General features: G+C 70.1%; 13 protein-coding genes. 6 read left to right on the top strand and 7 right to left on the bottom strand.

Translation table 11 applies throughout. The features are described 5' to 3' along the window. Nucleotides 1-9: 9 nt before the first annotated feature. The 3 genes from ACWH49_RS19270 to ACWH49_RS19260 are packed head-to-tail and all read right to left on the bottom strand — an operon-like array spanning nt 10 to nt 1690. Nucleotides 10-234: an RNA-binding S4 domain-containing protein gene (locus tag ACWH49_RS19270; protein WP_448172929.1), complete on the bottom strand. Its 225-nt coding sequence runs from the start codon at nt 232-234 to the stop codon at nt 10-12. Further along, nucleotides 231-1229 carry an LLM class flavin-dependent oxidoreductase gene (locus ACWH49_RS19265; protein ID WP_448174367.1) on the bottom strand — a complete coding sequence of 333 codons (999 nt, stop codon included), beginning with the start codon at nt 1227-1229 and terminating at the stop codon, nt 231-233. The genes ACWH49_RS19270 and ACWH49_RS19265 overlap by 4 nt, the downstream gene beginning before the upstream one ends. A 5-nt stretch (nt 1230-1234) precedes the next feature. Next, nucleotides 1235-1690, bottom strand: coding sequence for a cupin domain-containing protein (locus ACWH49_RS19260; protein WP_448172928.1), 456 nt, complete (start codon nt 1688-1690; stop codon nt 1235-1237). 271 nt (nt 1691-1961) lie between these two features. Here ACWH49_RS19260 and ACWH49_RS19255 point away from each other — a divergent pair, with 271 nt between their 5' ends. The 3 genes from ACWH49_RS19255 to ACWH49_RS19245 all read left to right on the top strand — a co-directional run bounded on the left by ACWH49_RS19255 (nt 1962) and on the right by ACWH49_RS19245 (nt 6559). Next, nucleotides 1962-2171, top strand: a complete 210-nt coding sequence (locus ACWH49_RS19255; RefSeq protein ID WP_056467777.1) for a cold-shock protein — start codon at nt 1962-1964, stop codon at nt 2169-2171. Between the two features lie 141 nt (nt 2172-2312). Continuing rightward, entirely contained in the window at nt 2313-3344 is a 1032-nt protein-coding gene (locus ACWH49_RS19250) for an NADP-dependent oxidoreductase (RefSeq protein ID WP_448172927.1), read from the top strand. A gap of 143 nt (nt 3345-3487) precedes the next feature. Next, nucleotides 3488-6559 carry a PAS domain-containing protein gene (locus tag ACWH49_RS19245; RefSeq protein WP_448172926.1) on the top strand — a complete coding sequence of 1024 codons (3072 nt, stop codon included), beginning with the start codon at nt 3488-3490 and terminating at the stop codon, nt 6557-6559. 6 nt (nt 6560-6565) lie between these two features. On the opposite strand, the gene ACWH49_RS19240 is transcribed toward ACWH49_RS19245, so the two are convergent. The 4 genes from ACWH49_RS19240 to ACWH49_RS19225 are packed head-to-tail and all read right to left on the bottom strand — an operon-like array spanning nt 6566 to nt 10895. After that, nucleotides 6566-8659 carry a M3 family metallopeptidase gene (locus tag ACWH49_RS19240; RefSeq protein WP_448172925.1) on the bottom strand — a complete coding sequence of 698 codons (2094 nt, stop codon included), beginning with the start codon at nt 8657-8659 and terminating at the stop codon, nt 6566-6568. Nucleotides 8660-8701: 42 nt separating this feature from the next. Further along, nucleotides 8702-9175, bottom strand: a complete 474-nt coding sequence (locus ACWH49_RS19235) for a hypothetical protein (protein ID WP_448172924.1) — start codon at nt 9173-9175, stop codon at nt 8702-8704. 43 nt (nt 9176-9218) lie between these two features. Next, the gene (gene gorA, locus ACWH49_RS19230) at nt 9219-10577 is read right to left on the bottom strand and encodes a glutathione-disulfide reductase (RefSeq protein WP_448172923.1); all 1359 of its coding nucleotides are present in this window, start codon (nt 10575-10577) and stop codon (nt 9219-9221) included. Between the two features lie 45 nt (nt 10578-10622). Next, on the bottom strand, nt 10623-10895 hold the full coding sequence (locus ACWH49_RS19225; RefSeq protein WP_448172922.1) for a hypothetical protein: 273 nt from the start codon (nt 10893-10895) through the stop codon (nt 10623-10625). 98 nt (nt 10896-10993) lie between these two features. Here ACWH49_RS19225 and ACWH49_RS19220 point away from each other — a divergent pair, with 98 nt between their 5' ends. The 3 genes from ACWH49_RS19220 (at nt 10994) to ACWH49_RS19210 (ending at nt 14579) form a co-directional block, all read left to right on the top strand. Then, nucleotides 10994-11548: a YaeQ family protein gene (locus ACWH49_RS19220; protein WP_448172921.1), complete on the top strand. Its 555-nt coding sequence runs from the start codon at nt 10994-10996 to the stop codon at nt 11546-11548. Between the two features lie 84 nt (nt 11549-11632). Then, on the top strand, nt 11633-11911 hold the full coding sequence (locus ACWH49_RS19215) for a GNAT family N-acetyltransferase (RefSeq protein WP_056467751.1): 279 nt from the start codon (nt 11633-11635) through the stop codon (nt 11909-11911). 1 nt (nt 11912) lies between these two features. After that, complete coding sequence (locus ACWH49_RS19210) at nt 11913-14579, top strand: DUF924 family protein (protein ID WP_448172920.1); 2667 nt, start codon at nt 11913-11915, stop codon at nt 14577-14579. Nucleotides 14580-14603 lie beyond the last annotated feature (24 nt).

The raw sequence follows: 14603 nt of genomic DNA, 5'->3' as shown, positions 1-14603 counted from the left end.
ACCGTCCGCTCAGCCTGGCGCCGACAGCACCCTGATCCGCGCCCCGGCCAGGCTGACGACCTGGCCCGCGCGGATCTTGCAGGTCTTGCGCAACTCGTCGCGCCCGTCGACCTGCACGAGGCCGTCGGCCACCATCATCTTGGCGATGCCGCCGCTGGGCGCGAGGCCGGTGGCCTTGAGCAGCGCGTCGAGCGTGATGTGCTCGCCGCGCAGCGGAAAGTCGATCAGGTTCATCGCGACGACCCTTCGAGCCCGAACTCGTGCGCGAGCAGCGCATAGGACGTGCGGCGAACCGCCGGGTCGTGCGCCCAGGTGTTGATCACGATCTCGTCGAGTTGCAGTTCGTCGGCCAGATCACGCAGCTGCGCACCGACCTCGGCGCCGGTGCCGACGAACGCCTTCGCGCGCATCGCCTCGACCGTCGGCCACTCGTCGGGCGTGAAGCCGCGGCGCGCGATCGCTTCGGGCGGCTGCAGCGGGCCGAGCACGCCGCGCGCGCGGTCGACGCGCCAGCGCTCGCGGCCGAGCGCGTGGTGTGCGGCCGCCTCGTGCGTGTCCGCGGCCAGCGCCCAGACGCACACGGTGGCCTGCGGCTGCGGATGCCGCTCGCTCGGCCGGTACAGGCGTCGGTACAGCGCGAGCGCCTCGTCCGCACCCTGCCCGTCGACGAAGAAATACGCGTAGGCATACGGCAGGCCGAAGTGCGCGGCGAGTTGGGCGCCGTAGTTCGAGCTGCCGAGAATCCAGACCTCGGGCGCATGCGGCCCGTGCGGGTGCGCCGCGATGCCCTGGTGCGCCGGCAGCGACGTCCACGCCTGCAGGTCGCGCACCTGCTCGGGGAACTGATCGGCCGCGGCGTGCGCGCTCGGGTTCAGCGCGCGCGCGGTGCGCATGTCGCCGCCCGGCGCGCGGCCGACGCCGAGGTCGATCCGCCCGGGTGCGAGCGCTTCCAGCACGCGGAACTGCTCGGCCACCTTCAGCGCGCTGTAGTGCGGCAGCATCACGCCGGCACTGCCGATGCGGATGCGCGTCGTGCGTGCGGCGATCGCCGCCATCAGGATCTCGGGCGCGCTGCCGATGATGGTCGGCAGGCCGTGGTGCTCGCTGACCCAGAAGCGCGCATAGCCGAGGCGCTCGCAGTGCTGCGCCAGGTCCAGCGTGTCGCGGATCGCAGCGTCCTCGGTGCTGCCGGCGACTGAAACGGACTGGTCGAGCACCGACAGAGTCAGTGTTCTCATGCCGGATGCGTCGGGTCGATCCACTTGACGGACTCGGGCTTCTCGACCGGCGCGATGTCCAGGTTCACCGCGACGGCCTCGCCATCGCTGCGGACCAGCACGCATTCGAGCACCTCGGTCGCGCTGGCGTTGATCTCCTGGTGCGGCACAAACGGCGGCACGTAAATGAAGTCGCCCGGCCCGGCTTCGGCGGTGAACTCGAGCGCGTCGCCCCAGCGCATCCGCGCGCGGCCCTTCACGACGTAGATCACGCTCTCGAGCGGCCCGTGGTGGTGCGCGCCGGTCTTGGCATCGGGGTGGATGTGGACGGTGCCCGCCCACAGCTTGTTGGCACCGACGCGCGCGAAGTTGATCGCCGCCTTGCGGTCCATGCCGGGCGTCTGCGCGGTGTTGGGGTCGAGCGAATCGGCGCCGATCACGCGCACGCCATCGTGCTTCCAGTGGGGTGTCAAGCGGTTCTCCTGTGGCATCGTTGTCGATTCTGGACCACAGACCGCACGCTTGCAGCGCATGGGCATCGACGGGGATGGCGCAGACGCCGTTCTTTTCGTGTACATTCGCCCCACAGTTATACGCAAGACAGTGGTTGTACGAGATTCTTCCCCCTACCTGTCGCGGTTCCGCGGTGGGCGTCGTTAGAAATCCCCCCTGATCGTTTCTTGAGTGTTGCTGCATGCGCTGCATGTGCTGCGCATTATTTGAAAATAGATAGGATAGTTTTCCATGACGACCCAAACCGGTACCGTGAAGTGGTTCAACGAGAGCAAGGGCTTCGGCTTTATCGCTCAAGACGCGGGCGGCGCTGACCTGTTCGCCCACTTCCGTGACATCCAGGGCAACGGCTTCAAGACCCTGCTGGAGAACCAGCGCGTCGAATTCGAAGTCAAGCAAGGCCAGAAGGGCCTGCAAGCCGCGAACATTCGCGTGCTGTAAACCCCCGCAGGGCGCGAGCCCCGCACCAAGAAAACCGCGGTCTGCCGCGGTTTTTTTACGCCTGCCGCGTCCGTCGCGTGGGTGACTCGGCGCATGCATCGGGCGATCTAAGATGCGCAGCCCACGCTACGGAGACAAGACATGAGCACCCTCGCCGCGCTGACCAATCACCAGATCCGCCTGAAGGCCCGCCCGAACGGCCTGCCCACCCGCGACGGATGGGACTTCACGACCGAACCGGTCAACGAGCCCGCCGAGGGCGGCGTGCTGGTCAAGACGCTGGCGATCTCGCTCGATCCGGCGATGCGCGGCTGGATGAACGAAGGCAAGAGCTACATCCCGCCGGTCGCGATCGGCGAGGTGATGCGCGCCGGCGGCATCGGCGAGGTGATCGCCTCGAAGAACGACGCGTTCAAGGTGGGCGACGTGGTCAGCTGCACGCCGGGCGTGCAGGAGTACATCCTGATCCCGGCCGACCAGATCAAGCGCAACGGCCTGTTCAAGATCGACACCCGGCTGGGCACGCCGACGCAGTGGCTGAACGTGCTCGGCATGCCGGGCATGACGGCGTACTTCGGCCTGCTCGACGTCGGCATGCCGCAGCCGGGTGAGACGGTGGTCGTCTCCGGCGCGGCCGGGGCGGTCGGCCAAACGGTCGGCCAGCTCGCCAAGATCAAGGGCTGTCGCGTCGTCGGCATCGCCGGCGGCCCCAAGAAGTGCGAATGGGTCGTCAAGGAACTGGGATTCGACGCCTGCATCGACTACAAGGCCGGCGATCTCAAGAGCGCGCTGCGTGATGCCTGCCCGAAGGGCGTCGACGTGTACTTCGACAACGTCGGCGGCGACATCCTCGACACCGTGATGACGCGCCTGGCGCGCAAGGCCCGCATCGTGATCTGCGGCGCGATCAGCCAGTACAACAACACCACGCCGGTCAAGGGTCCGGCCAACTACCTGTCGCTGCTGGTGAACCGCGCGCGCATGGAAGGCATGGTGGTGTTCGACTACACCGACCGCTTCCCGGTCGCGGTCGCCGAACTCGCCGGCTACCTGAAGGACGGCCGCATGAAGAGCAAGGAAGACGTGGTCGTCGGCCTGAACACCTTCCCCGAGACGCTGCTGAAACTCTTCAACGGCGAGAACTTCGGCAAGCTGGTGCTGCAGTTCGCCTGAGCGCCCGCGCACGACCGCCAAACCGCGCGCCAGTGGCGTTTTCCCGGCGCTGATCGGCGGTTGGCCGGCCGGCGGCCGGACTAGACTGGCGTCCCGGCAGACCAGTGTCGCAGCGGGCGACGCAGCGGCTGCCGCTGCCCTCCATGACCGAACGCCGCGCCCCTCCCGAAGCCGACACGGCCCCGTCCGCGGCGCTGCTCGCCGCGTGGTGCGGTCAATCGCACGACCTGCTCGCGCTGACCGATGCGGCCGGTGCACTGCGCTGGTGCAATCCGGCGTTTGCCTCTGCGACCGGCCTGGCACTCGGCGGCAGTCTCCGCGACCTCGCGGCCGACGACGCGCCGACCCGCTCGACCCTGGACGACGCGCTGCAGCGCGGCCGCGACGGCACGTTCGAGCTCGCGCTGCACGCCGTCGGCGGCGCAGCGCTCTGGGTCGACGCACGCGTGGCCGTGCTCGGCAGCGAGCGTCTCTGGACCTTGTGCGACACCACCCGGCAGCACGAGCTCGCGGCCCGCGCGCAGCATCTTTCGGAGCTGCTCGACATGGCGCAGGAGTTCGGTCGCCTGGGCGTCTGGGAACGCGAGATCCCGTCGGGCAAGGGTCGCTGGGACCGCCACGTGTTCGGCTTCTGGGGCATGACGCCATCGGACGGCACGCCCGACTTCGCGCTGGCGGCCGCGCGTGTCCACCCCGATGACCGGCTCGACGGACGCTACGAGGAGTCCACGCGCACCGCCGGGCGTTACAACGCGCGCTACCGGGTGGTGCAGCCCGACGGCAAATTGCGCTGGTTGCACTCGCAATGGGAAGTGAAGAATTCGCCGCAGGGCCAGCCCGATCGGACCCTCGGCATCATGATGGACGACACGGCCGTCTACGAGCTGGCCCGCTCCCTGGATCACGCCTCGTCGCAGCTGCGGCTCGCCGCCGAACTGGCCGACATCGTGATCTGGCGCCACGACCTGCAAACCGACCGGCTCCACTACAACGACCACGGCTTCAAGGTGCTGCGCATCCCGTACCGCGAAGACGGCCTGTCGTTGGCCGAGGCGCGCTCGTACACGCATCCCGAGGACGTGCACAAGCTCGCTGGCTCGGCCGTGCACTCGCTGCACACCGACGGCCCGGTCGACGTCGAGACCCGCCACCGCTGGCCGGACGGCACATGGCGCCACATGCTCGTGCGGCGCGTCGTCGAGCGCGATGCGAGCGGCAAGCCGGTGGCGTTCGTCGGGATCTCGCTCGACGTGACGGACCAGGTCGAGCGCACCCGCCACGCCGAGCAGATGACGCGCCGGCTCGAGTCCGCCGCACGCGCCGCCCACGTCGGCGTCTGGACCACCCACATCGGCACCATCCAGACCGAATGGAACGAGCAGATGTACGAGCTGTTCGACCGCATCGACGCCGGCCGTCCTCCGCCGACGCTGGCCGAGTGGCTGCGCCAATGCGTGCACCCGGACGACATGGCGCGGGTCGGCAGAGCGGCGCAGGGTTACCTCAAGGGCGCGCGTGGCGGGCTCGAGATCGAGTTCCGCGTCGTGCGCCGCGACGAGTCCATCCGCTGGGTCGTGCTGCGTGGCGACATCGACCGCAGCGATCCGCAGGCGCTGCGCGTGTTCGGCATCGCGATGGACGTCACCGACCGACATGCGGCGCAGGCCGCGCTGCACGCCGTCAGCGAGCGTGCGGCGCTGATCGCCCGCCACGCCGGCATCGGCACCTGGGAGATCGAAGGTGCCAACGGCCCGGGTCTGTGGGACGAACAGATGTTCCGCCTGCGCGGGCTGGAGCCGGCACCCACGGCGCCCGACCGCGAGACGCGACTGGCGCTGGTGCACCCGGACGACCGGGAGGCCAACCTCGACGGCGCGGCCGGCGACAACCTCGACGACGCGACGACCGCCTACGAATTCCGGATCGTGCTGCCCGACGGCCGTTGCCGCTGGCTGGCCTCGAGGTCGGCGGTGCTGCGCGACGCGAACGGTCAGGTGCTGCGCCGCGTCGGCGTCAACTGGGACATCACCGAGGCGAAGAACGCCGAACTGGCCCGCCAGCAGGCGATGCTGGCCGAACGCGAGAGCGAAGCCAAGTCGCAGTTCCTCTCGCGCATGAGCCACGAACTGCGCACGCCGCTGAACGCGGTGCTGGGTTTCACGCAGTTGCTGCAGCTCGACGCGCGGCAGAGTCGCAACGGGGGCCAGGCGGCGCGCCTGGACCACATCCGTTCCGCCGGCGAACACCTGCTGCGCCTGATCGACAACGCCCTCGATCTGTCGAGCCTGCAGAGCGGCACCCTCGCGCTCGACCTGCAGGCGGTGCCGATCGCCTGCGCGATCGCTCAGACGCTGCCGTTGATGACCGAACTCGCGGCCAGGCACGAGGTCGCGCTGCACAGCGCCGCACCGGTCGCCACGGTGCGCGCCGATCCGGCACGGCTTCAGCAGATCCTGGTCAACCTGCTGTCGAACGCGATCCAGTACAACCGCCCGGGCGGGCAGGTGATCGTCGATGGCGAGGTCGACGGCGCCGTCGTGCGCCTGAACGTGCGCGACACCGGCCGCGGCATGCGAGCCGACCAGCTCGAACACCTGTTCGAGCCGTTCAACCGGCTCGGCGCCGAGAACGACGGCATCGAAGGGTCCGGGATCGGCCTGACGATCGTGAAGGCGCTGGTCGAAGGGATGCACGGGCAGATCGCCGTCTCCAGCGTGCCGGGCCGCGGCTCGGTGTTCGAGGTCACGCTGCCGCTGGTGACGACCGACCAGGATGCCGCGCCGCCGAAGCCGCCCGAAACGCCGGAGCCGAGCGCACCGCGCGCGCGCTCGGGCCAGCTGCTCTACATCGAGGACAACGCGGTCAACGTGCTGCTCGTCGAAGAACTCGTGACCAGCCTGTCCGGCCTGCGCCTGGCCGCCGAGGCCACCGGTGCGGACGGCGTCGCGCGCGCGCGCACGCTGCGGCCGGATCTGATCCTGATCGACATGCAGCTGCCCGACTTCGACGGTTTCGAGGTGCTGCGCCAGTTGCGGCAGTACCCCGAGACCGCCGGCATCTCCTGCATCGCCCTCTCGGCCAACGCGATGCCCGAGGACATCGAGCGCGGCCTGGCCGCCGGCTTCGACGACTACTGGACCAAGCCGATCAAGTTCAAGCCGTTCCTCGACGCACTCGACCGGATCTTCCCGCCCGGCGCCGACACGACCCGCTGAGCCGCGCTACTGCGCCTGCGGCACGAGGCCGCGCTGTTTCAGCATCGGCTCGACCGTCGGCGCGCGCCCGCGGAAGGCCCGGTACGCCGCCGCCGGTTCGATCGAGTTGCCGGTCGAGTAGATGAACTCGCGCAGGCGCTGCGCGACCGCGGGGTCGAACGGGTTGCCCGCTTCCTTGAACGCGTCGTAGCCGTCGGCATCGAGCACCTCGGCCCACAGGTAGACGTAGTAGCCGGCGGCGTAGCCCGACCCCGAGAACAGGTGCTGGAAATGCGTGAGCCGGTGGTTCAGGCCGACCACTGCCGGCGCGCCGATGCGCGCGAGCTCGGCGCGCTCGAACTCGACGATGTCCGGCGCCTGCGCATCGGTCAGCGCATGCGCGGCCATGTCGACGAGTGCCGAAGCGGTGTAACGCACCGTCTCGTAGCCCTGGTTGAAGAACCGCGCGTCATGCAGCTTGGCGATGAGCGCGTCGGGGATCGGCTCGCCCGTACGATAGTGGCGCGCGTGGCGCTTGAGCACCTCGGGCTCGGTCAGCCAGTGCTCGAAGATCTGCGACGGCAGCTCGACGAAATCGCGCAGCACGCTGGTGCCCGAGACGCGCTCGTAGGTCACGTTCGACAGCAGCCCGTGCAGCCCGTGGCCGAACTCGTGGAACAGCGTGCTGGCGTCGTCGAAGCTCAGCAGCGTCGGCTCGCCGGTCGCGCCCTTCGCGAAATTGTTGTTGTTGATCACGATCGGCAGCGTGCGCTCGCCGGCCGCGCCGTTTCGCGACTGCTTGCGGAACGAGCTCATCCACGCACCGCTGCGCTTGGTCGGGCGCGCAAAGTTGTCGTGCAGGAACACGCCGATGGCGGCGTCGTCCGCGCCGCGCACCTCGTAGACCTTCACGTCGGGGTGGTACGCGCGCAGTTCCGGCCGCGCGACGAAGCGGATGCCGAACAGCCGTTGCGCGCAATCGAACAGCGCCTCGACCATGCGATCGAGCGGGAAGTACGGCTTGACCGTCGCCTCGTCGAGGTCGTAGCGCACCTGGCGCACCTTCTCGGCGTAGAAGCGCCAGTCCCATGGCTGGATCTGCACCGTCTCGCCGCGGGACAGCGCCAGCGCCTGCAGCGCCTCGAGTTCGGCCGCCGCGCGCGCCTTGGCCGGCTCCCACACCTGAGTCAGCAGCCCGGTCACCGCCGCCTGCTGGCCCGCCATCGTGTCGCTGAGCGCGTAGTCGGCGTAGCTCGCATAGCCGTGCAGACGGGCCTGCTCGTTGCGCAGCGACAGGATTTCGCGCGCGATCGGCCGGTTGTCGTGCGCGCCCGGGTGTTCGCCGCGGGTCGTCCAGGCGCGCCAGGCCTGTTCGCGCAGGTCGCGACGCTCGGAGAAGGTCAGGAACGGCACGATGTGCGAGCGCGACAGCGTGACCAGCAGCGCGTCCGGAAGGCCGCGGTCCAGCGCTGCCTGGCGCAGCGCCGCGCGCACGAACTCGGGCAGGCCGGCCGCGTCGGCCTCGCCATGCAACTCGAGGCGGAAGCCCGCCTCGTCGGCCAGCACGTTCTGGCCGAACTGCGTCGTCAACTCCGCCAGGCGTCCCATGATCCGGGCGTAGCGCTGCTGCTCGGCGGCGCCGAGCGTCGCACCGGCCCGCACGAAGCCGAGGTGGAAGCGCTCCAGCACGCGACGCTGCTCCGGGGTCAGTGCCAGGCCGTCCCGCTCGCGGTACAGCGCGTCGATGCGCGCGAACAGCGGCTGGTGCATCGAGATCGCGCTGTCGTGCGCGGCGAGCACCGGCGCCAGCCGCATCTCGGCGGCCTGCAATGCGGGCGAGGTCTCGCTCGAGGCGAGGTTGTAGAACAGGTTCTCGATCCGGCGCAGCGCGGCGCCGCTGCGGTCCATCGCCGCGATCGTGTTTTCGAAGGTCGGCGGCGCCGGATTCGCGCCGATCGCGTCGACCTCGGCCCGGTGCGCCCGCACCGCCTGCTCGAACGCCGGCTCGAAATGCTCGGCGCGGATCGCCTCGAATGGCGGCAGCCCGTGGGGCATGGTCCAGGGCTGCAGCAGCGGATTGCTCGTGAAGCTGCTGGGGGAATTGCTCGCAGCAATTGACATGGCGCGTCTCGGGGTGGGACAGGCGCCAATTTTACGTGCCGGTCACTTGCCCCTGCGAATCGCCTGCTCGTCCTCGTCGAAGTAGCGGCGATTGTTGCAAGCGGTGCCGAAGGCTTCGCGCTCGGCCTGGTTCGCGAGCACGCGGGCGTTGAAGGCGTCAACCCGCTTCTGATACGCGTCGACGCGCGCGTCGCGGGCCGCCAGCGCTTCGTTGTAGGCGCTGACGGCCTCGGGGACGGTCCGATCGACCGTCTCGAGACGCTGCTTCAGCTCGTCGCCGCTGCGAACGAGTTCGTCCTTCACACCGGTGATCTCGGCCTTCTCCTTCAGCATCTCGGCGTCTTCGGTCTTGACCTTGTTCTGGCGGTTCAGGCAGGCCCGCAATTCGTCCCTGGTCAGGTACGCGCCCTTGGCGCCGCCGAAGCCGCCTTCCTTCTTCGCCGGCTTGTCGGCGGCCATCGCGAGGGACGCCGCGAGCAGCGGCAGGATCATCAACGTGCGGGTGAAATGGCGCATGTCATCGGTCGGAAGTCGGTATGTGGATTGGAGAAGCGCGTCATCATGCCACCGGCTCGCGCATGGTCACGAACTCCTCGGCGGCGGTCGGGTGGATGCCGATGGTGGCGTCGAACACGGCCTTGGTCGCGCCGGCCTTGAGCGCGACCGCGAAGCCCTGGATCGTCTCGCCGGCATCGGCGCCCACCATGTGCAGGCCGACCACGCGGTCGCTGTCGGCATCGACCACCAGCTTCATCAACGTGCGCTCGGTGTTCCCCGACAGCGTGTGCTTGAGCGCCTTGAACTCGCTGCGGAAAACGCGCACCGCGCGGCCCTGCGCGCGCGCCTGCGCTTCGGTCAAGCCGACCGCGCCGACGCTGGGATGCGTGAACACCGCGGTCGGGATCATCGCGTAGTCGACCGCGCGCTGCTTCGCACCGAACAGGTGATCGACCAGCGCCATCGCCTCGGCCAACGCGACCGGCGTCAGGTGGATCCGGTCGATCACGTCGCCAACCGCGTGCAGGCCCGCCACGTTGGTCGCGTAGTGGTCGTCGACCAGCACCGCACCGTTCGGCGCCAGCGCAACGCCGGCCTCCGCCAGCCCCAGCCCGCGCGTGTTGGGCACGCGGCCGGTCGCGTACAGCACCTGGTCCGCCAGCTGCACGCTGCCGTCGCGCAGCGCCACGCGCAGCCGCCCGGTGGCGGCATCGCGCGCGATGCCTTCGACGTCGCTGCCGGTGCGCAGGTCGATGCCCTTCTTGCGCATCTCGTCCGCGACGAACGCGCTGATGTCCGCGTCGAAGCCGCGCAGCACCTGCGTGCCCCGATAGAGCTGCGTCACCTGCGCGCCCAGACCACGGAAGATCGACGCGAACTCGCACGCGATGTAGCCGCCGCCGACGACGAGCAGATGCTGGGGGAACGCCGGCAGGTCGAAGATCTCGTTCGACGTGATGGCCAGCTCGGCGCCCGGCACGGGCGGCACGACCGGGTGGCCCCCGGTGGCGACGAGGATGTGCCGCGCTCGGATCCGCTGCCCGGCGATCTCGACCTCGCCGGGGCCGGCAACGCGCGCGCGGCCGCGCAGCACCTGCACGCCGGCGCCGCCCAGCAGCGATTCGTAGATGCCGTTGAGGCGCGAGATCTCGCGCGCGCGATTCGACTTGAGCAGCGCCCAGTCGAGCACCGGCGTGCTGGCGCTCCAGCCGTAGCCGTGCGCCTCCTCGAACGCCTCCGCGTAGTGGGCCGCGAAGCTGTAGAGCTTCTTCGGGATGCAGCCGAGGTTGACGCAGGTGCCGCCGAGCGGCTTGTCGTCCGCCACCGCGACGCGGGCGCCGCGCTGCGCGGCCATGCGCGCCGCGCGCACCCCGCCGCTGCCGGCGCCGATCACGAACAGGTCGAAGGCTTCGCTTGTCATCGTCGAACTGTACGCGGGCCGCAGCGACGGCGCTGCGGACGGGCCTTAGCGCAGTGCCTGTTCGAGCGCCTCGGCGACGAGCCCATTGATGCCGCCCGCATGCCCCGCCGCCCGCTCGTGCAGGCGCTTCAGCAGGTCGCCGGGCAACTTGCAGGCGAACGGCACCAGGCCGGCGGCGGCGTCGCGGCGGCGCTGTTCGCGCTTGTCCACCGCGTCCGACGCGCCTTGGGCGAAGCGGTCAGGCACGCCTGCGGCCTTCATGCGGCCGTCCAGCTTCTTGGCGAGGTTCTTGACGAGGTCGGTCTTCTTCATGCTCATGGGGGACTCTCTGGCCGGAGACGGTCCGGCGATGCGTCGATTGTCGCGCGGGGCGCTCTGGTCTAATCGGCGGCTCCCTACCCACCCGATTCGACTCCATGGCGCTCAAGGCGATCATCCATAAGGCCCAGCTGCAGATCGCCGACATGGACCGCAACGTGTACGTCGACCACGCGGTGACGATCGCGCGCCACCCGTCGGAGACGGACGAGCGCATGCTGATCCGACTGCTGGCGCTGGCGCTCAACCTGCCGGCCGATGCCGACCACGGCACGCTCGAACTCGCCAAGGACCTGTGGGACGTCGACGAGCCCGCGCTCTGGCACAAGGACCTGACCGGCGAGATCAAGCACTGGGTGGAGGTCGGCCAGCCCGACGACAAGCGTCTGATGAAGGCGAGCGGCCGCGCCGACCGCGTCAGCGTCTACAGCTTCAGCCACAGCACGCCGGTCTGGTGGGCCGGGCTGGCGAACAAGATCACCCGCGCGTCGAACATCGCCGTGTGGCAGATCGACTCGGCCCAGAGCCAGGCGCTCGCGGCGTTCGCGCAGCGCGGCATGCAGCTGCAGCTCAGCGTACAGGACGGCACGGTGTGGGTGAGCGATGGCGAGCGCTCGGTCGAGATCACGCCGCAGCGCCTGAATCCGACCTGAGTCGGACGAGACCCCGATAACCGTGCGCGGACGCGGCCGGGCGAGCCGCCGCACAATGGCTGCGTCCTCACGACACGCGCCACGATGAATCCGCTCCAGATCGAACACCTGCCCGACCGCGGGCGCTTCCAGACCCGCGTCGAGGGCCAGCTCTGCGTCGCCGACTACCGCCTCGCCGACGGCGTGATGGCCGTCACCCACACCGAGGTGCCGCCCGCACTTCAGGGTCGCGGCATCGCCGGCGCGCTGGTCCAGGCATTGCTCGACCACGCGGGCGCCAACGGCCTGAAGGTGCGGCCGCTCTGCTCCTACGCGCGGGCCTACGTGCGCCGCCATCCCGAGTCCGCCGCGCTGCTCGCCTGACATGGGTGACGCCGACCCGGTCGACCCGTACCTCTGGCTCGAAGACGTGCTCGGCGAGCGCGCGCTCGCCTGGGTGCGCGAGCGCAACGCCGTCACCGAGCAGGTCCTGCAGGCACGGCCCGACTATGCGCCGACGCGTGACGCGGTGCGCGAGCTGCTCGACTCGCAGGCACGCATCCCGCAGGTCTCGCGTCGCGGCGAGCACCTGTACAACCTCTGGCAGGACGCGGCGCATCCGCGCGGCCTGTGGCGCCGCACGACGCTGGCCGAGTACCGGCAGCCGGCCCCCGCCTGGGAAACCGTGCTCGACCTCGACGCGCTCGGCGCCGCCGAGGGCGAGAACTGGGTCTGGGGCGGCGCCGTCGGCCTGGCACCACGCCACGAGCGCGTACTGATCTCCCTGTCGCGCGGCGGTGCGGATGCGGCTGTCGTGCGCGAGTTCGACACCGTCGCGAAGGCGTTCGTGCCGGACGGCTTCGTGTTGCCGGAGGCGAAGTCGCAGGTCGAGTGGATCGATGCGGACCACCTCTACGTCGGTACCGACGTCGGCACCGGATCGATGACACGCTCGGGCTACCCGCGCACGATCCGGCGCTGGGCGCGCGGCACTGCGCTGGCCGAGGCGCCGATCGTGTTCGAGGTCGGCGAGACCGACATGCTCGCGACCGTCTCGGTCGACCCCACGCCGGGCCACGAGCGCACCGTGTTCGCGCGGCTGGTCGACTTCTATCACCAGCAGCGCTTCCTGCTCGACGGCGCAGCGTTGCGTGCGCTCGACGTTCCCGAAGACGCGTCGATCCACTTCTGGGGCAGCGCCGGGGATGACGCCGACACGTTGCTGATCGAACTGCGCAGCGACTGGGATGTCGCGGGCCGGCGCTACCCGGCCGGCGCGCTGCTGGCGGCCGCCACCGATGCGTACCTGGCCGGCGCGCGCCGCTTCGATCTGCTCTTCGAACCGAGCGCGACCCGCGCCCTCGCCGGCTTCGCGACGACGCGAAGCCACATCGTCGTCGCCGTCCTCGACAACGTCGCGACGCGCCTGTTCGAGTGGCAGCGCAGAGCCGGTGAGTTCGACCGCCGCGAGATCGATGCGCCCTTTCCCGGCACCCTGTCGGTCGCCGCGCTGCACGACCCGGTACTCGCCGACGACCCGCTCGCCGAGCGCTACCTGCTCACCTACAGCGATTTCCTGACGCCCGACACGCTCTGGCTCGGACAGACCGGCGACGACCGACGCGAGACGCTGAAGACGCTGCCGGCCTGCTTCGATGCGCAAGGGATGCGCGTCGAGCAGTTTTTCGCGACCAGCGCCGACGGCACGCGCGTGCCGTACTTCGTGGTCTGGCCGGTCGGCGTCAGTGCGGCCACGCCCGCCGACGGCAGCACGCCGACGCTGCTGTACGGCTACGGCGGCTTCGAGGTCTCGATCCAGCCCGGCTACCGCCCGGTGTACGGACGGGGCTGGCTGGCCCGGGGCGGCGCGGTGGTATTCGCCAACATCCGCGGCGGCGGCGAGTACGGGCCAGGCTGGCACCGCGCCGCGCTGCGAGAGCACAAGCAGCGCAGCTACGACGACTTCATCGCCGTCGCCGAAGACCTGATCGCGCGCCGCATCACCAGCCCGGCGAGGCTCGGGATCGAAGGCGGCAGCAACGGCGGGCTGCTGGTCGGTGCCGTGCTCGTGCAGCGACCGGAGCTCTTCAACGCGGTCGTCTGCAAGGTGCCCTTGCTCGACATGCGCCGCTACCACCGGCTGCTCGCCGGCGCCTCGTGGATGGCCGAGTACGGCGACCCCGACGTGCCGGAGGACTGGGCCTTCATCGGTCGCTACAGCCCCTACCAGAACGCGCGGCCGCAGGCGCCTTACCCCGAGCTGCTGCTCACCACCTCGACCCGCGACGACCGCGTCCACCCCGGCCACGCCCGCAAGATGGCCGCCCGGCTGATCGACCAGGGCCATGCGGTGCTGTACCACGAGAACATCGAAGGGGGCCACGGCGGCGCGGCCGACAACGGCCAGCGCGCCCATGTGCTGGCGCTGCAGCTGGGCTACCTGTGGCGGCGACTTGGCGACGAGGCCGAGCTGCCGGCCGACGCCCAGGCCGTGCTCGACTTCTGGTTCGGCGCGCCGGACGATCCGGACGCCACCGCTGTCCGCAGGTTCTGGTTCATCAAGGACGCCGCGACCGACCGCACCATCGCCGAGCGCTTCGGCCCGCTCATCGAGCGCGCGCTGCGCGGCGAACTCGCGGGCTGGGCAGCCCGGCCGAAGAGTGCGCTCGCGCAGATCCTGCTGCTCGACCAGTTCACCCGCAACGTCTTCCGCGACACGCCGCGCGCGTTCGCCGGCGACGCGCGCGCGCTGCGCGCCGCCAACGCGATGGTCGGCCAGCGGCAGGACGAAGCCCTGCCACCGGTCTGGCGCAGCTTCGTCTACCTGCCCTTCGAGCACGCCGAGGGCGTGGCGATGCAGGACGAGGCCGTCCGCCTGTTCACGCGGCTGGCCGAAGGCGCCCCCGAACTGAGCAACATGTTGGACTACGCCCACAAGCATCGGCTTGTCGTGCAGCGCTTCGGTCGGTTCCCGCACCGCAACGTGATATTGGGCCGACAATCCACTCCCGAGGAAGTGGCCTTTCTCCGCGAACCCGGTTCGCGTTTCTGACCGGCGCCGCTCACGCGGCGCGTC

It is taken from the genome of Rhizobacter fulvus (assembly GCF_964020785.1).
Note: the sequence above shows the minus strand (reverse complement) of the source record. Positions and strands in the feature narration are given on the sequence as shown.